At 66.2% G+C, this 23,435-nt stretch carries 22 protein-coding genes and 2 tRNA genes; 12 read left to right on the forward strand and 12 right to left on the reverse strand.

The window, feature by feature from the left end:
• Nucleotides 1–168 precede the first annotated feature (168 nt).
• Nucleotides 169–429, forward strand: coding sequence for a helix-turn-helix transcriptional regulator (locus ACYVLQ_RS17970; protein WP_460698640.1), 261 nt, complete (start codon nt 169–171; stop codon nt 427–429).
• 67 nt (nt 430–496) lie between these two features.
• Nucleotides 497–1,792, forward strand: a complete 1,296-nt coding sequence (locus tag ACYVLQ_RS17975; protein ID WP_460698641.1) for a tyrosine-type recombinase/integrase — start codon at nt 497–499, stop codon at nt 1,790–1,792.
• A 98-nt stretch (nt 1,793–1,890) separates the two neighbouring features.
• Here the strand turns inward: ACYVLQ_RS17975 and ACYVLQ_RS17980 are convergent.
• Nucleotides 1,891–1,963: transfer RNA gene (locus tag ACYVLQ_RS17980), tRNA-Lys, on the reverse strand.
• Between the two features lie 314 nt (nt 1,964–2,277).
• Here ACYVLQ_RS17980 and ACYVLQ_RS17985 point away from each other — a divergent pair.
• The 3 genes from ACYVLQ_RS17985 (at nt 2,278) to ACYVLQ_RS17995 (ending at nt 5,592) form a co-directional block, all read left to right on the forward strand.
• Nucleotides 2,278–3,486, forward strand: a complete 1,209-nt coding sequence (locus ACYVLQ_RS17985; RefSeq protein WP_460698642.1) for a L,D-transpeptidase — start codon at nt 2,278–2,280, stop codon at nt 3,484–3,486.
• Between the two features lie 102 nt (nt 3,487–3,588).
• Nucleotides 3,589–4,935, forward strand: a complete 1,347-nt coding sequence (locus tag ACYVLQ_RS17990; RefSeq protein ID WP_460698643.1) for a DUF2252 domain-containing protein — start codon at nt 3,589–3,591, stop codon at nt 4,933–4,935.
• A gap of 141 nt (nt 4,936–5,076) precedes the next feature.
• Nucleotides 5,077–5,592, forward strand: a complete 516-nt coding sequence (locus ACYVLQ_RS17995; RefSeq protein ID WP_460698644.1) for a hypothetical protein — start codon at nt 5,077–5,079, stop codon at nt 5,590–5,592.
• 347 nt (nt 5,593–5,939) lie between these two features.
• On the opposite strand, the gene ACYVLQ_RS18000 is transcribed toward ACYVLQ_RS17995, so the two are convergent.
• A complete protein-coding gene (locus ACYVLQ_RS18000; protein WP_460698645.1) occupies nt 5,940–7,145 on the reverse strand; it encodes a glycoside hydrolase family 76 protein in 1,206 nt (401 codons plus the stop codon).
• A 277-nt stretch (nt 7,146–7,422) separates the two neighbouring features.
• On the opposite strand from ACYVLQ_RS18000, the gene ACYVLQ_RS18005 reads away from it, so the two are divergent.
• Nucleotides 7,423–7,941 carry a hypothetical protein gene (locus ACYVLQ_RS18005; RefSeq protein ID WP_460698646.1) on the forward strand — a complete coding sequence of 173 codons (519 nt, stop codon included), beginning with the start codon at nt 7,423–7,425 and terminating at the stop codon, nt 7,939–7,941.
• A gap of 57 nt (nt 7,942–7,998) precedes the next feature.
• Here ACYVLQ_RS18005 and ACYVLQ_RS18010 read toward each other — a convergent pair.
• Nucleotides 7,999–8,071: transfer RNA gene (locus ACYVLQ_RS18010), tRNA-His, on the reverse strand.
• A 58-nt stretch (nt 8,072–8,129) separates the two neighbouring features.
• Nucleotides 8,130–8,762: an oligoribonuclease gene (orn, locus tag ACYVLQ_RS18015; RefSeq protein WP_460698647.1), complete on the reverse strand. Its 633-nt coding sequence runs from the start codon at nt 8,760–8,762 to the stop codon at nt 8,130–8,132.
• 18 nt (nt 8,763–8,780) lie between these two features.
• Between orn and ACYVLQ_RS18020 the strand changes: the two genes are divergently transcribed.
• The 4 genes from ACYVLQ_RS18020 (at nt 8,781) to ACYVLQ_RS18035 (ending at nt 11,355) form a co-directional block, all read left to right on the forward strand.
• Nucleotides 8,781–10,259, forward strand: coding sequence for a recombinase family protein (locus ACYVLQ_RS18020; RefSeq protein WP_460698648.1), 1,479 nt, complete (start codon nt 8,781–8,783; stop codon nt 10,257–10,259).
• 138 nt (nt 10,260–10,397) lie between these two features.
• Nucleotides 10,398–10,829 (forward strand): hypothetical protein, encoded by a 432-nt coding sequence (locus ACYVLQ_RS18025; protein ID WP_460698649.1) that lies wholly within the window; start codon nt 10,398–10,400, stop codon nt 10,827–10,829.
• Nucleotides 10,829–11,191 (forward strand): hypothetical protein, encoded by a 363-nt coding sequence (locus ACYVLQ_RS18030; RefSeq protein ID WP_460698650.1) that lies wholly within the window; start codon nt 10,829–10,831, stop codon nt 11,189–11,191. The genes ACYVLQ_RS18025 and ACYVLQ_RS18030 overlap by 1 nt, the downstream gene beginning before the upstream one ends.
• Entirely contained in the window at nt 11,188–11,355 is a 168-nt protein-coding gene (locus ACYVLQ_RS18035) for a hypothetical protein (protein ID WP_460698651.1), read from the forward strand. The genes ACYVLQ_RS18030 and ACYVLQ_RS18035 overlap by 4 nt, the downstream gene beginning before the upstream one ends.
• 118 nt (nt 11,356–11,473) lie before the next feature.
• On the opposite strand, the gene ACYVLQ_RS18040 is transcribed toward ACYVLQ_RS18035, so the two are convergent.
• The 4 genes from ACYVLQ_RS18040 to ACYVLQ_RS18055 form a co-directional block, all read right to left on the reverse strand.
• Entirely contained in the window at nt 11,474–11,908 is a 435-nt protein-coding gene (locus ACYVLQ_RS18040; RefSeq protein WP_460698652.1) for a hypothetical protein, read from the reverse strand.
• 78 nt (nt 11,909–11,986) lie between these two features.
• The gene (locus ACYVLQ_RS18045) at nt 11,987–12,973 is read right to left on the reverse strand and encodes a hypothetical protein (protein WP_460698653.1); all 987 of its coding nucleotides are present in this window, start codon (nt 12,971–12,973) and stop codon (nt 11,987–11,989) included.
• Between the two features lie 32 nt (nt 12,974–13,005).
• Nucleotides 13,006–13,575, reverse strand: a complete 570-nt coding sequence (locus ACYVLQ_RS18050; protein WP_460698654.1) for a hypothetical protein — start codon at nt 13,573–13,575, stop codon at nt 13,006–13,008.
• 308 nt (nt 13,576–13,883) lie between these two features.
• The gene (locus ACYVLQ_RS18055) at nt 13,884–14,549 is read right to left on the reverse strand and encodes a hypothetical protein (RefSeq protein WP_460698655.1); all 666 of its coding nucleotides are present in this window, start codon (nt 14,547–14,549) and stop codon (nt 13,884–13,886) included.
• Between the two features lie 215 nt (nt 14,550–14,764).
• Between ACYVLQ_RS18055 and ACYVLQ_RS18060 the strand changes: the two genes are divergently transcribed.
• Together ACYVLQ_RS18060 and ACYVLQ_RS18065 are read left to right on the forward strand one after the other, a co-directional pair.
• The gene (locus tag ACYVLQ_RS18060; RefSeq protein ID WP_460698656.1) at nt 14,765–15,931 is read left to right on the forward strand and encodes a helix-turn-helix domain-containing protein; all 1,167 of its coding nucleotides are present in this window, start codon (nt 14,765–14,767) and stop codon (nt 15,929–15,931) included.
• Between the two features lie 433 nt (nt 15,932–16,364).
• A complete protein-coding gene (locus ACYVLQ_RS18065; RefSeq protein WP_460698657.1) occupies nt 16,365–18,197 on the forward strand; it encodes a helicase HerA-like domain-containing protein in 1,833 nt (610 codons plus the stop codon).
• A gap of 116 nt (nt 18,198–18,313) precedes the next feature.
• Here the strand turns inward: ACYVLQ_RS18065 and lysA are convergent, their stop codons facing one another.
• The 4 genes from lysA to ACYVLQ_RS18085 form a co-directional block, all read right to left on the reverse strand.
• On the reverse strand, nt 18,314–19,657 hold the full coding sequence (gene lysA, locus ACYVLQ_RS18070; protein ID WP_460698658.1) for a diaminopimelate decarboxylase: 1,344 nt from the start codon (nt 19,655–19,657) through the stop codon (nt 18,314–18,316).
• Between the two features lie 216 nt (nt 19,658–19,873).
• The gene (gene cmrA / locus ACYVLQ_RS18075) at nt 19,874–20,671 is read right to left on the reverse strand and encodes a mycolate reductase (RefSeq protein WP_460698659.1); all 798 of its coding nucleotides are present in this window, start codon (nt 20,669–20,671) and stop codon (nt 19,874–19,876) included.
• A 34-nt stretch (nt 20,672–20,705) separates the two neighbouring features.
• Nucleotides 20,706–21,362, reverse strand: a complete 657-nt coding sequence (locus ACYVLQ_RS18080; RefSeq protein ID WP_460698660.1) for a VOC family protein — start codon at nt 21,360–21,362, stop codon at nt 20,706–20,708.
• Nucleotides 21,362–23,431 (reverse strand): FAD-dependent oxidoreductase, encoded by a 2,070-nt coding sequence (locus tag ACYVLQ_RS18085; protein ID WP_460698661.1) that lies wholly within the window; start codon nt 23,429–23,431, stop codon nt 21,362–21,364. Before ACYVLQ_RS18085 ends, ACYVLQ_RS18080 begins: the two co-directional genes overlap by 1 nt.
• Nucleotides 23,432–23,435 lie beyond the last annotated feature (4 nt).

Genomic DNA, 23,435 nt, shown 5'->3' on the forward strand with positions numbered 1-23,435 from the left:
ATCGCTGAACGGCCCGGCGCTTGGCGGAGCGTTCTGGGCAGCGCGGGGCCATATCAGACGTGCTGGCTGCGTTCGGAGGCGGCCGGATCGCCGCGCACGCGCCGATTCCCAATTCGCACAACGCATGGCTAGGACTGTTCGAAGAAAACGATTACTGGAGGTCTTCTGATGGCATCAGAGTCGCAGGAGCTGCCATCTGGCAGTGTGAAAGCAATAGGAGATTCGCCTCGTAAGCGATGGCTCACTCGTCATGAGGCAGGAGAATACCTGGGCGTACACCCCCGCACGCTCGCGAATTGGGCTGCAAAGGGGCAAGGCCCTCGTTACTCGAAGGCATCGGGTAGCTCGTGCATGTATCGCCGAGCAGATTTGGATGCGTATCTAGATGCCCGAATGGTGTATACCGAAGAACAGCCCGAAGCGGCCTGAAAATGGCGTTCGGTGAACGTATTATTGTTCGTGGGATGAAATCCATTTCAAAGAAAGGGGATCGTCGATGCCGAGACCGGTCATAGAGCTGGGTTGCTACGGCGACATAGGTACCAAACAGCAAGAAGGCGGGCAGTGGAGGGCCTGGGCAACGTTCCGCGACTACGACGGCAAGGGCCGACTTGTCGACGCTTACGGACCGACGGAGAGTAAGGCAAAGACGGCATTGCGGAAGAAGCTCGGCATGCGCCAGAAGCAGCACAGAGGACGGGCGCGCGGCACGATCACGCGAGACACACGCCTGGCTGTACTGATGGATATGTGGCTCGCCGAGATAAAACGGGACGAAGGCGTTGGGCAACAGTCGTACGACCGATACATAGGTGAGATCGATGCCAGTCAAGATAAGCGATCGAAGAAGGAGGCAATCAAGCTCCGGCCTGCTATCGGAAATCTCCGGATATGGGAAGCGGACACCGGGAGAATCGACGAGCATATTCAGTCCATCGTTGATGCCGGAATGAAGTCGAAGGCTCGTTTGCATAAGGTGATTCTGACCGGGATCATGGGTGTTGCAGTGCGGCACGGTGTCCTCACAGAGAACCCGGTACGCGATACCTCCCGCATGCGTAGGCGGAAGACCAAACCTCAGATCATCGAGCGGGAACGGCTGGACGAGCTTCGTGCTCAGCTTCAGGAATGGCTCGCGGGTGACGAGATTCCAGGGACCCCGGCCTATACGCACGGTCCGCAGCGGGATCCGCTTGTGGTCGACGTCGCGGACCTGATTCTCGGCTCGGGAGTTCGTCCGGGGGAAGCGCTGGCCGCTTCCTGGGACCAATTCGACCTGAACTCGACACCAGCGACCTTCACCGTGTCGGCCACCGTGGTCAGACTCACTGGCAAGGGGCTGTTCCGACAAGAGTGGGTGAAGTCCGACGCTGGGTACCGCATCGTCGCCCTTCCCGGATTCACCACCAGCATGTTGAAGCGGCTGCAGATCGACCCGGCGCATCGACGGATGTGTGAAGTGAAGGCGCTCCGCGACGTGGGTGGCAGCGCGGAGGAGGTTGAAGACAAGGTCCCTCTCGTGTTTCCGGGACGGGGAGGAGTTCTGCGAGACCCGCACAACTTCAACCGGACGTGGCGGGCTGCACGAGGCTCCACCTACAAGGATGTGACTCAGTACACGTTCCGGAAGACGGTTGCGACCCTGGTCGCGGAGGCGTCGGATTCGAAGACCGCGGCGAAACAGTTGGGGCACTCTCAGGAGGGCATCACAGAACGCCACTACATTGCCTCGCCGGAGCAGGCGCCTGACTCGTCGGCGGTGCTGGAGGAGGGGCTTGGCAGGGCCAGCTGACGGATGGCCAGCCCCGGAATTCTTGGCATATTTTTGGTGATGACCCGACGGGGCGAGATGATCAGCACCCGAATCTGGGCCTGACCTGGTATTTTGAGTGCGCCATCAGGGACTCGAACCCCGAACCCGCTGATTAAGAGTCAGCTGCTCTGCCAATTGAGCTAATGGCGCTTGATGCGTGATCCGGCTGCGGGGCCCGTGGGGCTCCGTTCCGGCGCGGGGAAAACCATAACAGGCGCGGGCGGGGAAAGTGAAATCGCCTGTTCGCGGGTGGTTCGGGCGTTTCGGGCGGTGGTAACGGATCGCGGGCGGGATCGGATGAACGTGCAGACCGATCGGAGATCCCGCCGTGTTTGCGCGTTTCGGGCTCTTCCGGCTGGCAGAATAGGCGGGGCGTGGTCTCGACCGATCCCCGCGGGCGTGGTGGGTTGAGCAGCATCGCCGGGGCGGCCCGGCGGCGCCGAGAACATGAAACGGGGTTGGACATGAGCGTATGGCGGGGCCGACATCGGTCGAAGGTAGTGCTCGGATCGGTTGCCGTGCTGTCCGCGCTAGCGCTGGCGGCGACCGGATGCAGCGATTCGGGGGCGAGTTCCGGGCCCGCGATCGAGCCCAATCCGATGACCGAACTGATCAAGCCCAAACTCGTCGCGCCGGTCAAGGATGGTGACGTCGGCGTATCGCCCGCGGTGCCGCTGCAGGTGCGAGTCGAGGACGGCAGGTTCACCGCGGTCACGCTGTTCAATCCGGAGGGCGCCCCGGTGGCCGGGCAGCTCGCGCCCGACGGCCGGTCCTGGCAGGTGGGCGAGCAGCTCGGCTTCGGGCGCACGTATCGCCTGCAGGCCGAGGCGGTCGGGCTGGGCGGCAAGGCCTCCAGCACGCTGAGCTTCACCACACTGTCGCCGCGCAACCGCACGCACCCGTGGCTGCTGCCCGGCGAGGCCGAGGTGGTCGGCATCGGGCAGCCCGTGGCGGTGCAGTTCGACGAGAACATCCCCGATCGCCGGGCGGCCCAGGAGGCCATCAAGATCACGACGAACCCGCCGGTCGAGGGCGCCTTCTACTGGGTCAACAATCGCGAGGTGCGGTGGCGGCCCGAGCATTTCTGGGCGCCGAACACCCGGGTCACCGTCGACGTGAACACCTACGGCAAGGATCTCGGTCACGGCCTGATCGGCGACAGCGATATCCATTCGAGCTTCACGGTGGGCGAGCCCACCATCTTCACGGCCGACGACAACACCAAGATGGTGACCGTGGAGATGAACGGCCAGGTCGTCCGCAGCATGCCGACCTCGATGGGTAAGGCCTCCGACCCCACCGACAACGGCATCTACATCATCAGCGACCGGTTCGACCACATCATCATGGACTCCTCCACCTACGGCGTGTCGGCGACGGGCCCGAACGGATACCGGACGCCGGTGGACTTCGCGACGCGCATGTCCTACAGCGGTATCTTCATGCACTCCGCCCCGTGGTCGCTGGGCGCGCAGGGGAACTCCAACACCAGCCACGGTTGTCTGAACCTGAGCCCCTCGGATGCCCGCTGGGTCTACGAGAACGCCAAGCGCGGTGATATCGCCATCGTGAAGAACACGATCGGCGACACGCTGTCGGGCATCGACGGGCTCGGCGACTGGAACATTCCCTGGGCCGAGTGGAAGGCGGGCAACGCCGACACCAGCCGCTGACCCCGGCTGTGATCCGGACGATGTCCGCACGTCTCGCGGAACCGGCGCTCCGACCAGCACGTTGAGGGTGACAGGGGGAAGCGGAGAGCGAGGAGTGCGGACATGTTCGGTTCGTGGATGGATTCGGACGAGGCGTACGACCGCGGCCGCGCGCTGCGTGAACGCGTCGACCACAAGGAACACCGGGAGTTCGAGCTACCGGCGGGCCGCCCGTCGATCGTTGATTTCGTGCGGGCCAGCAATGTCGACCGGGTGTCGGAGCTCATCCCGCTGCGGGTCGGCCGGATGCTGGAGTCCCCGTTCGCGTTCTACCGCGGCAGCGCCGCGCTGATGGCGGGCGACCTCACCGCGACCCCCGACAGCGGCCTGACCGCGCAGCTCTGCGGTGACGCGCACGCGGCGAACTTCGGCCTGTACGGCACGCCCGATGGCCGAATCGTCATGGATATCAACGACTTCGACGAAACCGCCCCGGGCCCCTGGGAGTGGGACCTGAAGCGGCTCGCCGCCAGCCTGGTGCTGGCGGGCCGGGTGGGCGGAGTATCGGAGAGCGGTTGCCGTGAGGCCGCGCACGACGCCGCCAAGAGCTACCGCCGCACCATCGACCACCTGGCGCAACTGCCGTTCCTGGAGTCCTGGACCGCGCTCGGGGACGAGTCGGTGATCGACCGGGCCGACGCCGACGAGCTGACCGACGATTTCGCCAGGGCCGCCGGGAAGGCCAAGAAGAACACCAGCGCCAAGGTGGCGGCGAAGACTACCCGCGCCGAGGGCTCGGAGTGGCGGTTCGTCGCCGACCCGCCGGTGCTGACCGAGGTGTCCGAGGAGACGGCCGCGGAGGTCGCCGAGGCGCTGCCCGACTACGTGGACACCCTGCGCGAGTCCCGGGCGCACCTGATCAAGCGGTACACGGTGTGCGATGTCGCCTTCCGGGTGGTCGGGACGGGGAGCGTCGGGCTGCGCAACTATCTGATCCTGTTGCGCGGCAACGACGATGAGGCGCTGGTGCTGCAGGCCAAGCAGGCGCGGCCGAGCGTGCTGCAAGACGTGCTGGGCCTCGCGGCGGTGCCGCACGAGGGGCAGCGGATCGTCGACGGCGCGCGCCTGGTGCAGGCCGAGACCGACATCCTGCTCGGCTGGGCCACCATCGAGTCGCGGCCCTACATCATCCGCCAGTTCCGCAATCGCAAGGGTTCCATCGAGGTCACCGAGTTGAAGAAGGACCACCTCGACGACTACGGCCGCCTCGCCGGTGCCCTGCTCGCCCGCGCCCACAGCCGGTCGATCGATCCCCGGGTGCTGGCGGGCTACTGCGAGGACGGCGACAAGCTGGATTCCGCCTTCGCCCGCTACGCTGTCGACTACGCCGACCAGACCGAGGCCGACCACGCGGAGTTGGTCCGCACGGTCGAGAGCGGTGCGCTCCGGGCCGTCGGGGAGGACGACTGAGAATCCGCGCGGCGCAATGGGTTCGGTAGGTGAACACCGGTTGCACACCTGGTCGACGCCCGGTCGGCGCGGGTGTGCGCTTGTAAGGTGCTACCCATCGGAACGTATCGGGTTGCCGAGCGGATGAAAGGGACAGCGACGATGTCGGATGCATCGACCGAGGTGCTGCTGGACGACTTCGAGAACAAGGGCCGGTGGGAGATCGGCGGAGCCGGGGCGAGCAGGACCCATCTGACCACGTTCGCCGAGGGGGCGCCGGGTAAGCGGCCGGGCGTCTACGCAGACGGCGCCGCCGGCGCCGACCACCGCGCCCTCGTCCTGCTCGTCCGCTCGGCTACCGAAGACCTCGAGGTCGACCTGATCGCGAAACCCGGGCGGGACTTCGCGATCGCCGGGACGCTGGGTGCGCTGAACCTGTGGGTGCGCTCGCCCCACGCGTCGCTCGAGATCTCCGCCGATCTCGGTGAAGGCGCGCGAGATCTCTTGCTGGGCACCGTATCCGCGGACGGTGAGTGGCAGCGCATCGAGGGCCGCCTCGACGCCCCGATCACCGATGCCGCCCTGCACGGCGTCCAGATCCGTCTCACCGAGGTCGTCAAGCGCGAGGGCGAGGTCATGATCCTCCTCGACGACCTCACCGCCCGCACCGAGGGCTGAGCGCCACGATCACCGCCGGAGTCCTGTTCGGGGTTCGCTGCAGCGGTATCAGGTCGGCGAGTCCTCTCGTCGGAGGTGTTCGAGGACGAGGCTGCGGACAGGTTCGACGTCGGCCAGGAGGCTGTGCCCCGCGTCGGGGAGGATCACCGTCTGGGCCCCGGCACCTTCTCGACCTCGACGTCATCGATCCCGACGCCGCGTCGGCCGCTATCGATTACTGCCTCGACAGGCTTTTCGACGGCACATCGCAACGTCCCAGTGAGTGAGGAGGTTAGTGAATCTTATTGCGCAGCACGATGTCTCGATGTGGGCTTCTGCCTGGACGGGATGTGCGCCGCTTGCTGAGTTCAGAGTCCCGCGGCGGTGAGACGGTAGTCGGCCTCGAGCAGCATCCATCCGCTCAGTTGTACCGAGAGGTCGCGGCTGAGGTTTGCTGAGGGGGCGGTGGGTGAATGTGCCAGTGGTGGAACGGATCCCGGATACTCCGGCGCCGTGACCGGGCGGGTCCAGTCGACGCCGAACAAGGGGAGTCCGTCGACCTCGGCGCGGTTCTCCCAGGCGGCCTGTGCGGAGGCGTGCACGATATCGGCCGCGGTGGTGTTGCCCAGGGACAGTGCGGCGTCGGCGAGATATCTGGCGAGAATTCCCATGAACAGGCCGGAGTCGTCGCCGGAGGACGCGGCGATCACCCCCGCGTTCGTGAGTCGCTTCCCGGTCGCGGCCACGAGCGTGGTCGCGCGGTCGTAATGCAGCGAATCGCCTGTGCGCATTGTCAATTCGGTCTCCAGGCCGATGGTGACGCCCTGGTTGTAGGTGTGTACGGCCCGCTCGATCCGTCCGCCGGGTTCGTGGACGCCGTCGAGGATCAGGCCGGTATCGGGGTCTCGTAATCGGCTGTGCAGGAACTCGGAAAATCTCAGGGCGCGGGACAATTCGCCCAGGCGTGCCATGGCGATACCGGTCGGGCCGATGGCGGGGGTGTTGTAGAAATCGTCACCGGACCGCCAGGGCACCGCACCGGCGACCGGATTCCAGCCCTCGATCAGGGCGGTGCGCAGGTCCTCGACAGCCCCGTCGAAACGGATGCCGAGCAGCCGGTCGGCGCGCTCGAGCGCCAGTACCAGCCAGGCCATATCGTCGTAATAGCGGTTGGTCCAGCCGGTGAGATTGCGGGTCCGGATGCCGTGTGCGACGGCGACGACGCGGTGGATGCGTTCGGGGGTGCGGGCGCGGTGTGCGGCGTCCACCGCGCAGTCGAGCAGGTGGGCCTGCCACCAATAACACCACTTCGCGAACGACTGGTCCAGCAGGGACGACGGCCAGACGAGCATGCCCAGCTGCTTGCCCGGTTGTCCCCAGAGCGTGCGCAGGTGTCGCTCGGCTATCGCCTGTTCGGCCAGGTGGGCGCGTTTTCGCGGCTCGTCGGGGCCGGTCGGCGCCTGGGGTGTGATCGTCCCTGCCCGCGTCGGTTGTGCCATCGCGGTGAGTGCGATCACGGCCCCGGCCGCCACCAGCGCGCCGCGCCGACTGATCTCCTTACCCCGGCGATGCATCGCTCGGACTCCCTCGACTGAACGACGACCGGAAACCCTGCGGCTGCATACTATCCCGCAACGCCGACCTCGGCGCGTCGTCGATCCGCAGGTATCGGACTGGCCCGCGGTACGCGAACATGAATCGGTTCGATGCCTACACCGCCGATCCGGGGTTCGAGTTGGTATTGGTGAGGTTCGATGGCGCGTCGGCAGGGCGGACGTGGGGTTGCTCGCATCGCGTCCACACCACGCGTCCACACTGGCCCGATGCGCCGCAGTCCGATGTACTCAGTAGATGCTTCTGGTTGACGGGCGGTCGTGTCGAGATCTTCGCCGCGCCAAGGCGTTTGTCGATGTGGCCACGAATTTGCTTGTGCCGCAGTATTGTTTGAGTCGAGTGGCTGATGCCATTCGGGTAATGCGGGTGTGGTTGCACCCCCTGGAAAGAGGTTGGGGACTGATGCTTCGAGATTCCTTGGTGACGGCGCGGCGCGTGGTGGCGGTTGTGGGGTTGCCGATGGTTGCGGTGGGTGTGTTCGCCGGGGTTGCCTCGGCTGATTCCGGGCCGGTGGCCGAACCCGTGGCCGGTATTCCGCTGCAGAGCGAGGACGTCACCACCAATCCTGACGCTCTGATCCCCGACCCGGTGTTGAACGGAGCGTCCGCGGGCGCCTCGGTCGGTTCCGCCGTCGGATCGGCCGTCGGCCTGGCGACGGGCTCGGTGACCGGGTCCGCCGGGTCTGCCATCGGCGCCTTGATCGGTGCCGTGGTCGGCGCCACGAACCCGAACGTGGTTCCGCAGGTGTTGCCCTGACACAGCCGTACGGCAAGACGAAGGGCAGGTCAGGAACTTCCTGACCTGCCCCTTCAGGGTGGACGACGGGACTCGAACCCGCGACAGCCAGGATCACAACCTGGTGCTCTACCAACTGAACTACGCCCACCATGACCGGTTTCGCGAACCGGCCGGGCTAGATCGTAACTCGTACCGCGGCGCGGGACCTAATCGGCTCCCTGCTGGGAGGCCTTTGCGCTGGTCCTGCCTTCGGTGAGGGAGGTGGCGACCGCGGCGATCTCCGCCGTGGACGGGCCGGGCGCGGAGACGAAGGCGGTGCGGCGGTAGTACTCGAGTTCGCGGATCGACTCCTGGATATCGGCCAGGGCGCGGTGGGTGAGACCCTTCTCCGGCTGGCCGAAGTAGATGCGGGGGTACCAGCGGCGGCACAGTTCTTTGATCGAGCTCACGTCGACCATGCGGTAGTGCAGGTGGGCGTCGAGTTCGGGCATGTCGCGGGCTATGAAGCCGCGGTCGGTGGCGATGGAGTTACCGGCCAGCGGGACCGTGCGGGGGGACGGCACGTACTCCTTGATGTAGTCGAGGACCTGGCGCTCGGCCTCGGCCATGGTGACGGTGGAGCGGCGCACCTCGTCGGTCAGGCCGGAGCGGGCGTGCATCTCCTGTACCACCGGCGGCATCGCGGCCAGCGCGGCATCGTCGGCGTGGATGACGATGTCCACACCCTCGCCGAGGATATTGAGATCGCTGTCGGTCACCAGCGCGGCCACCTCGATCAGCTTGTCGCTGTCCAGTCGCAGGCCCGTCATCTCGCAATCCATCCACACCAGGTAGTTCATGCTTTGTATACTCCAATTATGGCAGGTCAGAGAGTTCTCGGTCGGATCAGGCTATCCCGCTTCACCGACGAGTCCACCAGTCCCGAGCGACAGCAAGACATCATCAAAGCCTATGCCAAGGCTAACGATGACCAGGTGATCGGCTGGGCTGTCGACATAGATGTCTCCCGCACCGTCGATCCGTTCAACACGCCGGAGCTGGGAAAATGGCTGAAAGAGGACCGAGCCGCCGAGTGGGACAAGATCGCCGGGTGGAAGCTCGACCGAATCGCGACCGGTTCCATCTATCTCAACAAGATGATCGGTTGGTGCCAAGAGAACAACAAGACACTCGTCTCGGTCACAGAGAACTTCGACCTGTCCCACTGGGTAGGGCGAATGATCGCCAACGTGATCGCTGGCATGGCGGAAGGTGAGCTTGAGGCAATCACCGAGCGAATCCAGTTCAGCCGCAAGAAGCTCCTGGAGGTTGGCAGATGGCCGGGAGGCCGCCCGCCGTTCGGACGAATCCCGGAGAAGTCGGGTGTCGGATGGACTCTCGCTATTGATCCAGAGGCGAAGAAGACGATCGACTGGATCGGTGACCTCCTGATCCAGGGGAACGCAGTTGATTGGATTCGTGACCAGCTCAACGACGACGATGTACTCCCGCCGTCAGAGCACTTCCGCAAGATGAAGCGCGATGCCCTACGCGGATCGAAGTGGAGTTCGAAGGCGATCTGGGACACGATGCAGAACAAGACGGCCTTGCTGGGTTACGCGACCCGAGACAAAGAGACCGTTCGGGACATGGAGGGCATGCCGATCCAGTACGGCGAGCCTCTGATGACTAAGGAGCGGTTCGACGACATCCAGGAAGCCCTGGAGAAGCGACGCACCGGACCGGTCCGAACCAGGAACACCCAACCGCTTCTCGGTGTGGCGTACTGCTACGACTGTCGCAAACAGCACGCGCATCGGGTGATGCCCCGGGACTACGGCAAACAGGAGTATCGCTATTACCACTGCATCACTAAGGGCTGCTCGTCCAAGACGATGATGGACGCCGGCAGTGTCGAAAAGCTGTTGGAGGAGAGTTTTCTCGCTGACGTAGGCGACAAGCCGGAGCGCAAGCGCATCTACGTCCCTCCGAGCAACAGCGCCGCAGAGCTGGCCGAGGCGCAAGAGGCGGTAGGTGAGATCGCCGCAATGTTGGCCACGGCGAAATCGCAGAGCGTGAAGGACCGGCTGAAGGAACAGATGTCCGCGCTGGACACGCGGATTGAGGCGCTAGAGCAGACGCCGGTCGAAGAAGGGGGCTACAAGTACGAGGACACCGGCCGGACGTACCGCGAAGCCTGGGAAGCTTGCGAGACACCCGAGGAGCGGCGACAGCTGTTGCTGAAGTACGGGGTAACGCTGAGGATCAAGCAGACGGACCGGACCCGGACAGGGCCGGGTGTCTTACACTACGAGCTGACGGTGCCCGAGGACTTGGTAGCTCGGATGGCCTCGTAAACACAAAAGACCCCCTCCCGAAGGAGGGGGTCTCGTTGTATCTAGCTGAGCCCGGAGTAGATCCGGACATCGTTCCAACTGGCGGAGTCGGCGAGCGAGCCTCGGCTCACGCGGAGTCCTGCGTAGGTGTTGGTGGGCATGAACGACGACCCCGACGAGGGAGACACCTGGGACGACCTCCCACCGTTCGAGCAGGGCCGCGAGGCTGAAGGGGTGAAGGCGGTCGTCGAGGAGCTGGAGCGCCGAGGCTGGCGTCCGGTGTTCGTGCGACCGTGGGGAGAGCTGGTCATCTCCCAGCCTGGCCAGGAAGACCAGCGACTCCCTGTGCGGAACGCTGCCGACCTCCGGCCGTGGTCGATCCCCGCGCCGGATGCAGAGAGTCCTAGGAAGTGGGAAGAACTGAGGGACGTCCCGGTAGGTGTCCCGGTCCGGGACTCGGCCGGCGACCGCTGGGAGTACCGGAACGTCGGCCTCGGTAGCCAGTGGGGGCCGATCCTAGGAGGGGTCTGGAACGACGACTTCGCGAAGGACCATGACTACGGCCCGTTCGTGGAGATCATCGAGGGCTGATGGACGATCAAGAATTCTTCGACGCGCTGTATCAGCTCTGGTCGAAAACCTCTGGCGCCGAGGAACGTACGTGGTTCGCCAAGGAGAACGACATCATCGACGGCTACTGCATCATGACCGAGGATGCGACACCGGCGGAGGCCGGCAGTGCCTCGATCGCGGACTTCATGCACGAGGCCGACGCGAAGTTCATCGCGTTCGTTCACGGAGTCATCCCGGAGCTGGTCCGCCGCACACAAGACGCTCTCGACGAGTCGGACCGGCTCGACGCCGAGAAGGACGAACTGATCGCCGTGCAGTACGGCCTGGAGATGGAAATCGAGCGGATGACCGCTCGGATACTGGAACTGGAGGAAAAGTGACCAAGAAGGACAAGGACAAGAAGCGCCGCTACAGCTACGGCTACGACTCGACATCGGTCGCGATCGAGAACGCTTGGTCGGCCGCCTCGTCGTCGTACGACTCCGGTAGCTACTCCTCCGGATCGTGCGATTCAGGCAGCTCCTACAGCGGAGGCTGTGAGTAGCTGAGCGTGGGCCGCTGATACTGTGACCGCGGGCCAATAACACTGACCCGCAGCCGATGCCCAATCGGATACGTGAAGTACCCCCTCCTCGTGGAGGGGGTCTTTTCGTGTTTCTGGCCTAGCAGCTGTCGAATCGCCATGCGCCGTCGATGAACGTCCACGTGCGCGGCTGCATCGAGGACGCTGGCGCGGCCGGATCTGCATCCACCGTTACAACCTGACCGGACGAACCGTTCACCTTCGCGGTAACCGACGTGATCTGAGGATTCCGACCCTCCCCGTTCTTCTCCAGCATGATCCGGAGAACATCCCGGTTGTCCATCTGCGCCTGGCAGCGGGCCGAGTACACCTCCCACACCTGATCTACATCCTTCGCGGCTACCCGATCACTCATCCGCCGAGACGCCGCTTCGAGCGCCTGCTGCGACCTCGGATCGTCGGCTGAGACCACCCGCACCGGAACCGAAGTCGTTGGCTCCGCCGTGCCGCTTGGCTCCGACGAACACGCCGCCAGCGCTAGCGGTATAACCGCTACGCCGAGAATTTTCCTCATCCTGGACACCTTCTACTCGCACGCCGTTACCGGCACGGGTCTATCGGCATGGGCCGCAATCTGTTTCATCCCCCGCGCTCAATGCCGGGTCCGTGGCCCGATCTCGCGTTCCCTTCCGCGTTCGTCTCGACCGGCGCGTGTCCGCGCCGCCTCTATTTGGTCGCGGGTTAGTGGTTCGACGCCTGGTGTCGGCTGGGTGACCCTCAGAATGTCGGCTGCCTCGCGAGCCATGTCGCCGGGCAGCCCCCTGGCTGCTGCTTCCCGTGCGTCGCGTCCCGCCTGTGCGAGCCGATCGGCCGCTTCTCGCTGACGTTGCCATGCAGCAGCGTCGGCCGCCTCCCGCCCCTTCTTCGCCTTCTCCGCGGCGTCGGCTGCCTCTCGTGCCTTTGCCTTCTCTGCCGCGTCTGGTTCGGTCCGGCTGCCCTTCTCCGCAGTCTCTGACTCCCCGCGCCCGCGCGCCAGCAACTCTCCCATCGTCGGGAACTCCCGCGCCGCGCGTTCGGCTGCCTCCTTCTGGACTCGCGCGCGTTCCTCCCGCTGGCGTTCCTCCCGCCGCCTGGTCCGTTGCTGCGTCCGCTGCTGGCGTGCCTTCTCCCCGACTTCGGGGATCTCGAGTTGCTGTCCTGGCTCGCGTTGCAACCCCTTCGCCCAGATCTCTCGAGCGTCGGCTCTCGAAATGATCTGATGCGTGAACCTCTCCGGGTAATCCCGCAGTAGCCCGTCGATCAGCTCCCGCGCCTGTTTCGAAATCGCCTCACCCTCAACAGACCTCAGCGTGTGGTGATCCACATCACCCCGGTCGAACAGCTCCCGGATTACCTTCAGCTGTGTTTCATCCTTGGTGCCGCCGACGCGCCCGGACTTCTCTTCGACCGTATCGGTACGGTCGGGCCCCTCTTTTACCTTGTCGACCTGCATCCGGCCGTCACGTCCCTCAAAGGTGCGGGAGTCACGGACGTATCCGCGCTCCCGATCCTTGAAGTATCTGTCGCAACCGTTTTCGAAGATCCGGCCGCGTTCCTCGGGACGATAGTTCTCCCGATCGTTGTCGTATCCGTCGCCCATAGCGGGCACCCCCCGAGGGTTTGTCCCGTGGACTACATGAACGGTGGCGCGTCGGAGTCGTGCGCCAACTCGGAGAACAGCGGGCCGCCCTGGCCTGCCTTCCGCAACCGCCAGTATCCCGGCCCCACAAGCTCAACGATCCTCAAGAACTCGTTCGCCACAACGTATTCCACGAATACATCGGCGGTGCATGTCTTCCATCCGGGATGCGGAAACGCAAGCGCTGGGGTGAAGCCGGCATAGAGAGTTAGGGCGGTGGTGTCGTTGATTCCGGTGGTTGGGAGTCCGGTCACGTCGACCCATGTGGCATCGAGATACTTCGTGAACCATTGGCCGATCATGCACACAAGCTGATCAGCCACATCCGCGTCTTGCTTCACTGCGTCCAGGTCTGGAAATAGCTCCGCGACAACATCATTGAGCTGGTTCGGTTCGTCCTTCTCGAAATCCCATGGCTCCGAAGGCAGCGCGGGCAGCTCGGCGCGAGTCAGGAGTTTCCGGACCTGCGCTGCCTGTCGTTGAGGATCAGCCCACATTGCCCACGGGGTTTCCTCGGTGGTGGTATCGACGGGGATGTCGAATCCGAGTTGATCGTCGTTCACGTCCGGCTGCCTCTCCTCGTGACGGTGTGGGTCGGGCTGGAAGCCTAATAGTTCCGTCCGCTGTCCGGTTTGATCTTCCCGGCCTCAACGAGTGTTTGCCACGCAGTGCGTTTCCGCGGGCAGTCCTCCAGTCGGCAGTCCCTGTGCTGCTGGGTAATCCTGTGCGCCTCACCGACCGTCAGCGGCCCGTCTGGCGCTTCGTGTGTCCAGCCGATCAACGTTTGCTCCCTCTTCAGGCGTTCTCGAATCCCCCGCACGCTTGTACCGGGGAGTGCGCGGCGGCCCAACCAGTCGAAGCCCATGGCCGCCTACCCTTCCGAGCCCGGGGACAGCCGTGCCGCGAACAGGTGGGAGTCGGTAGCGTTGCTGGCAAGGCCGTCGAGCAGGTTCAACAAGGTCTGCAAGTCCGGACCCGATGGCTCGGACTGTTCGGGGATGCTGGGCGGGGTATCGAGACCCCGTGCGGCGGCACGCTCCCTGACGGTATCCACTGGGGGGACGATCTTCCCGATTCGAACCAAGTGGGAGTACGCACTCTGCTTGCGTGGACACGCGACGGCACGACATCCGATGTGCTGCTGAAGAATTCGATGCGCCTCGGCCGCTGTCAGTGGCTGGTCCGGGTGCGTGTGATCGGAGTTGGCGATACTTGGCAGCGTTGCCATCCACGTGTTCGGCGGGCTGACGGTTTCCAGGGTGAAGGTCTCGCATGTCCGGCTCGGGTCGTTGTCGACCGTAGCCAGGTCGTAGACCACGAGTGCATCGGCGTTGAGCCCGGCCGCCATGCCGAGCCCGTACCCGATCGGGTCCGGATAGTCGGCGGGCGGCCTCACGGTGTAGAGCCAGATGTACCCCAGCTGCACGGCGTGCCGTTGCGCTAGGACCGCGTGCTCTGGGGCCTTCAGCCCCGATACATCACCTCGGACCATGCAGACCGCAGTGGGCCGATCAGTACTCTGTTCCCCGGAATCCATGACTTCCTCTCACAGCTCGGTCATTGACCGGCGCCCGCCACCGGGGAGCGGTTCGCCGTCGACCGGTTGGGAGGCTGGGTCGGTCGACTGCGGGAAGAGGCACTACATCGACCCGGCGGCGGGGCCGGTTATGAGAGTTGCGGATCGGGGTGCCGTCAAGGGACAGGAAAGGGACAACGGGAGCGCGACCGCGCCGAACGATCTACCCTCGGGTTATGACCACAGCGGGCGAAGCTATTGCTCGCGAGCGGAAGCTTGCGGGCCTCACTCAGCGCGGCCTGGCGAACCGGATAACCTACAGTCTGAGTCTCGTCAAGGCCGTTGAGCAAGGTCGCGAACCGGCCAGTCCTGGCCTGATTTCCGCGGTGGCGAAGGTGCTGCGCATCCTTCCCGAGCAGCTGACCGGGGCGCCGTACGACGACGGCAAGCCGATGTCCGACGCGGTAAACGGGCTCACCGTGCTACTGGCCGAAGGCCGCTACGCCCGCGCTGAAGAACCAGGGTCGCTGGACGCAATCGAGGCGGACCTGAACGAGACTCGTCGCCTGTATCGCGCCGACCGCACCCGGCAGACTATCGAGGCGCTGCCGTACATCATCCGGCGTCTGCACGGCGCCGTCCGAGACACGACAGGGGACAACCAAGCCCGCGCGTACTCGCTGCTGGCGTCGGCGTACATCTTCGCGGAATGGTCGGCGCGCCGTGTGGGCCAGACTCAACTAACCATCCCCGCCCTGGACTTGGCCGACCACTATGCGCCGCTCGGCGCGGATCTCCGATACGGCGACTTCTCGGTTTTGGCTCGCGCCCGCGTGCTGACACACATGGGTGAATCGAACGTCGCCGGTCAGCTGGTTGAATCCGTGATCGGTCGCGCCGAGAACGACACAACCCCGGCCGGCCTCGTGATGGCCGGGTACTCGCACCTTGCTGGCTGCATCAATGAAGCGCGCAAACTCAACTACACCAACGCCATAGCGCATGTCGACGCCGCCGAGGAGTATGCGGAACGAACCGGCGAGACAGACCTGTACATGACATCGTTCGGACCGCTGAACGTCGAGTTCCATCGGCACGCTATCGAGCTGGAATCCGGCGACCCTCACAAGGCCGCGCACGAAGGCGCACAGCTGGCTATCCCGAGGGGCTATGACAAGCCCACGCGGATCGGTCACCACTGGCAGGACAACGCCAGGGCTTGGCTGATGGCGGGTAAACCCGATACGGCGCTGATGGCCCTGAACAAGGCCCGAGCGATAGCGCCGCAGCAGACACGGCTGCACCCGTCAGTCCGAGAGACGTTGCATGGGATTGCAGCTGCCCAGCGACGGCAAAGCGAGTCGTTGGTTGGGTTCGCCTCGTGGCTGGGCACGTCCGTGTGACGCTACACGGATGGCCTAGGCAGCGACCCTAAAGTGCTTTACCTGGGACTAGCGTGTATCGCAAGCGTCAAATTTGACACCATGTATTTGTCCGACACTCGGTCGACACTACAACGCGGCCGTCCGCCGTTCGGCGAACCCGCAGCACTGCACCCCATCCCGCACCCCGCATTGGTTCTCGCACCCGCTGCAGCGCTTGTAGCGGGTGCGAGAGATTGCACGGGGTGCGGGAAGAGTTCAGGCGGGGCGCTCGCGGTTGTCGGTGTCCGTGGCAAGTGGTGTCGCGGGTGGGTTTGTGCGTCACTACGGAGTTGCTGGGGGCGGTTGCGGCACCTATTCGGATGGTTGGGGATAAGGTTTTCGCAGATCCGTGCTTCGCTCAGGCGGTCGGCATTGTTGGCGGGAAGTTGGCAGGGCAGACGGAGGGTCGGCGATGAGTACTCCTCAGGAGAAGGCGGAGGCGGCGCGGAAGGCGGCCGAGGAGGCCGCCCGCGTCGCGGCGGAGGCGGCCGCGGCGGCGGAGGCCGCCGAACGCGAGGCGGCCGCGGCCGAGGCGACGAAGGCGCAGGAGGCGAAGGCCGAGAGCAAGAAGGCCGACGCGAGGAAGGCGCAAGCCGAGGCGGAGGCTACCCAGGCCGCGGCGAGTAAGGCTGCGGCGGAGGTGGATTCGGATTCCGCCGCGAAAACCGCTGCGGCGGAGGACGGCTCGGAGTCCGACACAAAGCCGACGGCGTCGAATTCCGATGGTTCGAACCCGGTCGCGCAGGAGATCGCAGCCGGGTACGCCTTCGAGGGAGCGGCGCTGGAGCTGGGTGCGGTGGTGATCGACGATACGGTGGATTCGACTGCGCGGGTGCGGATTCCACTGCGGACGATGAACCGTCACGGTCTCGTCGCCGGTGCCACCGGTACGGGTAAGACCAAGACCCTCCAGGGCATCGCCGAGCAGCTGTCCGCCGCCGGGGTTCCCGTGGTGCTGGCGGATGTGAAGGGCGACCTGTCGGGGCTGTCGCAGCCGGGGCACTCCAACGACAAGCTCACCGCGCGGGCCCGGGAGACCGGCGACACCGACTGGGCCCCTGCCGGTTTTCCCACCGAGTTCGTCTCGCTGGGCACCGAGGGGATCGGGGTGCCGATCCGGGCGACCATCACCGCGTTCGGTCCGGTGCTGTTGTCGAAGGTGCTGGGGCTCAACGAAACCCAGGAATCCACGCTCGGACTGATCTTCCACTGGGCCGACAAGCAGGGACTGGCGCTGCTGGACTTGAAGGATCTGCGCGCGGTCATCCAGCACCTCACCAGCCCGGAGGGCAAGGAGGATCTCCAGGGCATCGGCGGTGTCTCGGCGGCCACCGCGGGGGTGATCCTGCGGGCGCTGGTGAATCTGGAGAGCGAGGGCGGCGACACGTTCTTCGGCGAACCGGAGCTGGATCCGTCGGATCTGCTGCGCACCGCGGGCGGACAGGGCGTGATCACGCTGTTCGAGCTGGGCGCGCAGGCGTCGCGGCCGGTGCTGTTCTCCACCTTCCTGATGTGGGTGCTGGCCGATCTGTTCCAGACGCTGCCCGAGATCGGCGATATGGACAAACCGAAACTGGTCTTCATCTTCGACGAGGCGCATCTACTGTTCAAGGACGCGTCGAAGGCGTTCCTGGACCAGGTGGAGCAGACGGTGAAGCTGATCCGCTCGAAGGGCGTCGGCGTGTTCTTCTGCACGCAGTTGCCCACCGACATCCCGAATCAAGTGTTGTCGCAGCTGGGCGCGCGCATCCAGCACGCGCTGCGCGCCTTCACCCCCGACGACCAGAAGGCGCTGACCAAGACGGTTCGCACCTACCCCAAGACCAACGCGTACGACCTCGAGAAGGCGCTCACCTCGCTGGGCATCGGCGAGGCCGTGGTGACGGTGCTGTCGGAGAAAGGCGCCCCGACGCCGGTCGCGTGGGCCCGCCTGCGCCCGCCGCGCTCGCTGATGGACACCATCGGCGAGGACGCCATCCGCGCGGCGGCGCAGTCCAGCCCGCTGCACGCCAAGTACGGCGAAACCATCGACCGGGAATCCGCCTACGAGCTGATGGCCGCGAAAGTGGCTGCGGCAGAACCGGAACCGGAGCCCGACCGCAGCCCCGCACGCAAGCCTCCCGCTGAGGATTCGGCCGCTGAGCGCATCATGAAGAACCCGGCGGTGAAGGGTTTCCTCCGGTCCGCCGCCACCGCCGCGGGCCGCGAAATCAGCCGCAGCATCTTCGGCACCCGCCGTCGCTGACGCTACGGGCATTGCGCGAGGGATGCGGGCGTTTCTCTCGCGCACTCCCGCACCCCATGCAGATCCTGGAGAGGGTGCGTGAATTCGCGAGGGGCGCGGGATTTGTGGTGGGTGGCTCAGCCGAGGTCTCGGGTGAGGAGGTCCGCGGGGGTTTCGCGGCGGATGAGTTCGCGGCAGCGGCCCTTGTGGACGGAGATCAGGGGTGGGCGGCCTACGCCGTTGTAGGAGGAGGCGAGGCTGTGGTGGTAGGCGCCGGTGCAGGGGATGGCGAGGATTTCGCCGGGGCGCAGGTCGGCGGGCAGGCGGACGTCGGCGGCCAGGATGTCGCCCGCCTCGCAGTAGCGGCCCGCCACGGTGGCGGTCATGTGCGGGCCGGTGGGGTGGCGGTTGGCGACAACGGCGTCGTAGCGGGCGCCGTAGAGCGCGACCCGCGGATTGTCGTTCATGCCGCCGTCGACGATCACGAAGGAGCGTCCGCCCTCGATGTGCTTGACCGTCATCACGCGGTACAGCGTCACCCCGGCCCGGGCGACGATGGCCCGGCCCGGCTCCAGCGCGAGCCGCGGGCGGGGGAAGCTGTGGCGCGCACACGCGGCATCGAGCGCATCGTCGAGAATGTCGGCGAGCACGTACAGATTCATCTCGGCGTCGCCGGAGCGGTAGGCCACCGCGTGCCCGCCGCCGAGGTCGAGCTCGGTGAGCACGACGTCGTGCTCGTCGCGCACGTGCGCCATCGCGCCCACCATCCGGCGCACCGCCTCGCCGTAGTGGTCCGGGTCGTGGATCTGCGAGCCCAGATGACAGTGGAAGCCGACCAGCTCGAGGCCGGGCTGCCGCAGGATCCGCTCGACCGCCTCGGCGGCCTGCGCGCTGCCCAGCGGAAAGCCGAATTTCTGGTCTGCCACACCGGTTTTCACCGCCGGATGCCCGTGCACATCGATGCCGGGCGACAACCGAAGCAGCACCTGTTGCGGCCGCGATACGAGCGCCGACAGCAGCGTGATCTCGGTGAGCGAGTCGATCACGATCCGCCCGACCCCGGCGGCGACGGCGGCCTCCAGTTCGGCGAACGGCTTACCGCTGCCGTGCAGCACGATCCGCCGCGGATCGACACCGGCGGCGAGCGCGATCGCCAGCTCACCGGCCGAGCACACGTCCACCGACAAGCCCTCCTCGACGACCCAGCCCGCCACGGCCTTGGTCAGCAGCGCCTTGGCCGCGTAGATGATCTCGGCGTCGGGGAAGTGCTTGCGATAGGCCTGGCAGCGGCGGCGGACCTCGGTCTCGTCCAGGACGTAGGTGGGGGTGCCGTACTGGTCGGCGAGGTCGGCCAGGGCGACTCCGCCGACGGTGATGCGTCCGAGGTCGTCGTAGTGGGTTTCGCACGGCCAGACGGTCGTGTCCACACGCGGGGACGGCATTCCCGATCGCAACGAGGGGAATATCTCGAGCAGCGTCACGGTCTCTCCTGCTGTGTTCCCCGCTTTCGCCTGTGCTGCGGGGCCACCGACAGGACTACGCCGTTTCGTGGGCGCGCAACCGCTCGGATACACGGCTTTGACAGCCGCCCCCGGCCATCTTGACGGCCTGCTGACACCCGTGTGACCAGCGACACTCGGGCTTACGGGCTCATCCCCGAGTCGCCGCGCGGAGGAATCGCCGCTGCCGCGCCGCGGTCAGCTCCCGCCCAGCTTCCTGTAGAAGGAACCGACGATCGGCGCGGTGAGCGCGCGGGGCGCGTACTGCCCCGCCACGCTCATTCCCTTGCTGATCAAGCCCGGAACCACCCGCATCTTGTTGCGCTCCAGCGCATCGATGGAGATCTTGGCGGTGTAGGCGGCCGATACCCAGATGAAGTCCGGAATCTTGCCGCCGACCTCGTCCTGATCCGGATTGTCGGTGCGGACCGGGCCCGGTGCGAGCAGGGTGACGTTGATCGCGGTACCGGTCAGCTCGCCGCGAAGGGATTCGGAGAAGCTGTTGGTGAACGCCTTGGTGGCCGCGTAGGTGGCATTGTTCGGGATCGGCATATTGCCCGCCGCCGACCCGGTGACAAGGACGCCGCCGCCTCCGCGGGCGATCATGCCGGGCAGCACGGCGAGCGTGAGGTCGTGCACCGCAACGGCATTGAGCTCCATGACCGAGCGCTCGAAGTCGAGATCGAGGTCCGAGACCGGGCCGAAGGTGGCGACGCCGGCGTTGTTGCAGAGGATCGCGATATCGCGGGCCGACAGCTCCTGTGCCAGCGGCGCGCGCTGCTCGCGGTCGGACAGGTCCACCGCGCGCACCTCGGCGGTGACACCGTACCTGTCGGTCAGCCGCTGACCGAGCTCGGTCAGCAGGTCACCGCGGCGGGCGACCAGGATTACCGAGTACCCGCGCCGGGCGAGCTCCTCGGCCAGCGCGGATCCGATCCCGGACGAGGCTCCGGTGACGACGGCACGGTTTTCGGCGGTTGGTGCAGGCAGGCTCACGCGGGCGAGCCTACCGGCCGTGATCGCGCCGAGCTCAGCGCGGCTCGGGTTCCATGAAGGCGACGCCCCAGCCCAGGTGGCCTGTCCAGACGCTGGCGATGCGGCCGCCCTGGACCGCCGGTTTGGGGTCGCTGATCGGCCCGCCCGCGGCGCGGACGGCCGCGACCGTGGCATCGAGGTCGGGTGTGCCGAAGGCGATTCCGATCAGTGCCGGGGCCTGACCGGTGGCGACGACCTCGATGAACGCCTCGCCCACCCGGTAGAAGGCCATCTCCGGGCCGGACGGGCCGCGGGGCCGGAAGCGGCGGCGGGGCGCGGCGCCGAGCACATCGGCCAGCGCGGCGACCGCCTCGTCCAGGTCTGTCACCGTGTACACGATGTGGTCGACGAAGGTGACGCCGTTGGGATGCGTTGCACCGGAAAGGCTTTCGGCCGACGGAAGGCTGGAAGACGAGGGATGCTCGAGGGACCGATCGACCCGGTCGTCGGAGTCGGTCGCACCCTCGCACACCAGCTCCGGTATCCCGAGCGCCGACGCGTCGGCGCGCAGCTCGTCGAAGCCCCAGCTCGGCCGCATGCCGACCGCGCAGGTCACGTCACCGATCTGCAGCCTGCGGTCCTCGAGGTCGAAACCCAGTGCCGCCCAGAGCTTCTCCTCACCCGGCAGCCCGAGCTGGGTCAGCGTCGGCATTACAGCGCCGCCGCCAGCCGGGTGCCCTGGTCGATCGCGCGCTTGGCGTCGAGCTCGGCGGCCAGGTCGGCGCCGCCGATAAGGTGGATCTCCACGCCCGCGGTCTGCAGCGGTTCCTCCAGCTCGCGCACGGATTCCTGCCCGGCGCAGAGGATCACGTTGTCGCATTCGATGACGGTCGGGCGCAGCCGCTTCTCGCCGAAGCTGATGTGCAGCCCGCGATCGTCGATGCGCTCGTAGTTGACGTCGCCGACCTGCTCCACGCCCTTGGCCTTCACCGCGGCGCGGTGCACCCAGCCGGTGGTCTTGCCCAGGCTCTTGCCGAACGGCGTCGACTTGCGTTGCAGCAGTACGACTTCCCGCGCGGCGGGGGAGGGCCTCGGCTCGGCGAGCTGGCCGGGAGCCTCGGGGTCGTCGCTGTTCACGCCCCACTCCTGCTTCCACTCGTCCAGCTTGAGCGAGGGATGCCCGTCGACGGTGAGGAATTCGCTGACGTCGTAACCGATTCCGCCTGCGCCGATCACCGCTACCTTCCTGCCGACCGGCTTCTCCTCGCGCACCAGCTCGGCGTAGGTGAGCACCTTCGGATGGTCGATACCGGGGATGTTCGGGATGCGCGGGCGCACCCCGGTGGCCAGTACCACATGGTCGTAGCGGCCCTCCACCAGCTCCGCCGCGGCGACCCGCCGGTTCAGGAACACCCGGACGCCGCTGACCTCCAGCTTGCGGGTGAAGTAGCGGAGGGTCTCGTTGAACTCCTCCTTGCCCGGAATGCGCCGCGCGATGTCGAACTGGCCGCCGATCTTGTCGTCGGCCTCGAACAGATCCACCTTGTGGCCGCGCTCGGCCAGGTTGACCGCCGCCGACAGCCCGGCCGGGCCCGCGCCCACCACCGCGACCCGCTTCATCCGCCGGGTAGGCAGCAGCTTCAGCTCCGTCTCGTGCCCGGCACGCGGATTGAGCAGGCACGAGACCGTCTTGTGCACGAAGGCGTGGTCCAGGCAGGCCTGGTTGCAGGCGATGCAGGTGTTGATCTCGTCGTCGCGAGTCTGGCGCGCCTTGTTCACCCACTCCGGGTCGGCCAGCAGCGGGCGGGCCATCGAGATGAGGTCGGCGTCGCCGCGGGTGAGGATCTCCTCGGCGGTCTCGGGCATGTTGATCCGGTTGGACGCGCACACCGGAATGCTCACCTGCGCCTTGACTTTCGCCGTGTACTCGACGAAAGCCGCACGGGGAACCGAGGTCACGATCGTCGGCACCCGGGCCTCGTGCCAGCCGATATCGGTATTGATGATGCTGACGCCCGCGGTCTCCAATTCCCGTGCCAGCGCCAGGATCTCGGACTCGGTCTGGCCGTGCTCGACGAATTCCGCCATGGAGAGCCGGAATACGATGACGAAGTCGTCGCCCACCGCGGCGCGCATGCGCCGCACGATCTCCAGCGGGAAACGGCGCCGGTCGGCGGCCGAACCGCCCCACTTGTCCTTGCGCTTGTTGGTGCGCGGGGCCAGGAACTGGTTGATCAGGTAGCCCTCGCCGCCCATCACCTCGACGCCGTCGTATCCGGCGAACTTCGCCAGTTCCGCGCAGCGCACGTAGTCGTCGATGGTGCGCTCGATGCCCTTGCCCGACATCTTGCGGGGCCGGAAGGGATTGATGGGCGCCTTGATCGACGACGCCGAAACGCTGAACGGTACATAGGCATAGCGACCGGCGTGCAGGATCTGCAGGGCGATCTTGCCGCCCTCGCGATGCACAGCCCGGGTGATCGCGCGATGCCGGTAGGCCTCGGTCCTGTTGGTGAGCTTGGCGCCGAACGGCAGCAGCCAGCCCTCGCGGTTCGGCGCGTAGCCGCCGGTGATGATGAGACCGACGCCGCCGCGGGCGCGCTCGGCGAAGTAGGCCGCCAGGCGATTGGTGTCCCAGGCCCGGTCCTCGAGACCGGTGTGCATGGATCCCATCACCACGCGGTTGCGCAGCGTGGTGTGGCCCAGATCCAGGGGCTCGAACAGATGCGGGTACGGCGTCGAATTCGACTGTGCGGCCGCAGAATCGGGATTCGCGGTCATCGAG

Source organism: Nocardia thraciensis, from assembly GCF_054782435.1.

Bases quoted from the DNA above. Each gene is read 5' to 3' on its own strand.
- ACYVLQ_RS17970 (WP_460698640.1), top strand. From the start codon at position 169: ATGGCATCAGAGTCGCAGGAGCTGCCATCTGGCAGTGTGAAAGCAATA.
- ACYVLQ_RS17975 (WP_460698641.1), top strand. From the start codon at position 497: ATGCCGAGACCGGTCATAGAGCTGGGTTGCTACGGCGACATAGGTACC.
- ACYVLQ_RS17985 (WP_460698642.1), top strand. From the start codon at position 2,278: ATGAGCGTATGGCGGGGCCGACATCGGTCGAAGGTAGTGCTCGGATCG.
- ACYVLQ_RS17990 (WP_460698643.1), top strand. From the start codon at position 3,589: ATGTTCGGTTCGTGGATGGATTCGGACGAGGCGTACGACCGCGGCCGC.
- ACYVLQ_RS17995 (WP_460698644.1), top strand. From the start codon at position 5,077: ATGTCGGATGCATCGACCGAGGTGCTGCTGGACGACTTCGAGAACAAG.
- ACYVLQ_RS18000 (WP_460698645.1), bottom strand. From the start codon at position 7,145: ATGCATCGCCGGGGTAAGGAGATCAGTCGGCGCGGCGCGCTGGTGGCG.
- ACYVLQ_RS18005 (WP_460698646.1), top strand. From the start codon at position 7,423: ATGCTTCTGGTTGACGGGCGGTCGTGTCGAGATCTTCGCCGCGCCAAG.
- orn (WP_460698647.1), bottom strand. From the start codon at position 8,762: ATGAACTACCTGGTGTGGATGGATTGCGAGATGACGGGCCTGCGACTG.
- ACYVLQ_RS18020 (WP_460698648.1), top strand. From the start codon at position 8,781: ATGGCAGGTCAGAGAGTTCTCGGTCGGATCAGGCTATCCCGCTTCACC.
- ACYVLQ_RS18025 (WP_460698649.1), top strand. From the start codon at position 10,398: ATGAACGACGACCCCGACGAGGGAGACACCTGGGACGACCTCCCACCG.
- ACYVLQ_RS18030 (WP_460698650.1), top strand. From the start codon at position 10,829: ATGGACGATCAAGAATTCTTCGACGCGCTGTATCAGCTCTGGTCGAAA.
- ACYVLQ_RS18040 (WP_460698652.1), bottom strand. From the start codon at position 11,908: ATGAGGAAAATTCTCGGCGTAGCGGTTATACCGCTAGCGCTGGCGGCG.
- ACYVLQ_RS18045 (WP_460698653.1), bottom strand. From the start codon at position 12,973: ATGGGCGACGGATACGACAACGATCGGGAGAACTATCGTCCCGAGGAA.
- ACYVLQ_RS18055 (WP_460698655.1), bottom strand. From the start codon at position 14,549: ATGGATTCCGGGGAACAGAGTACTGATCGGCCCACTGCGGTCTGCATG.
- ACYVLQ_RS18060 (WP_460698656.1), top strand. From the start codon at position 14,765: ATGACCACAGCGGGCGAAGCTATTGCTCGCGAGCGGAAGCTTGCGGGC.
- ACYVLQ_RS18065 (WP_460698657.1), top strand. From the start codon at position 16,365: ATGAGTACTCCTCAGGAGAAGGCGGAGGCGGCGCGGAAGGCGGCCGAG.
- ACYVLQ_RS18080 (WP_460698660.1), bottom strand. From the start codon at position 21,362: ATGCCGACGCTGACCCAGCTCGGGCTGCCGGGTGAGGAGAAGCTCTGG.
- ACYVLQ_RS18085 (WP_460698661.1), bottom strand. From the start codon at position 23,431: ATGACCGCGAATCCCGATTCTGCGGCCGCACAGTCGAATTCGACGCCG.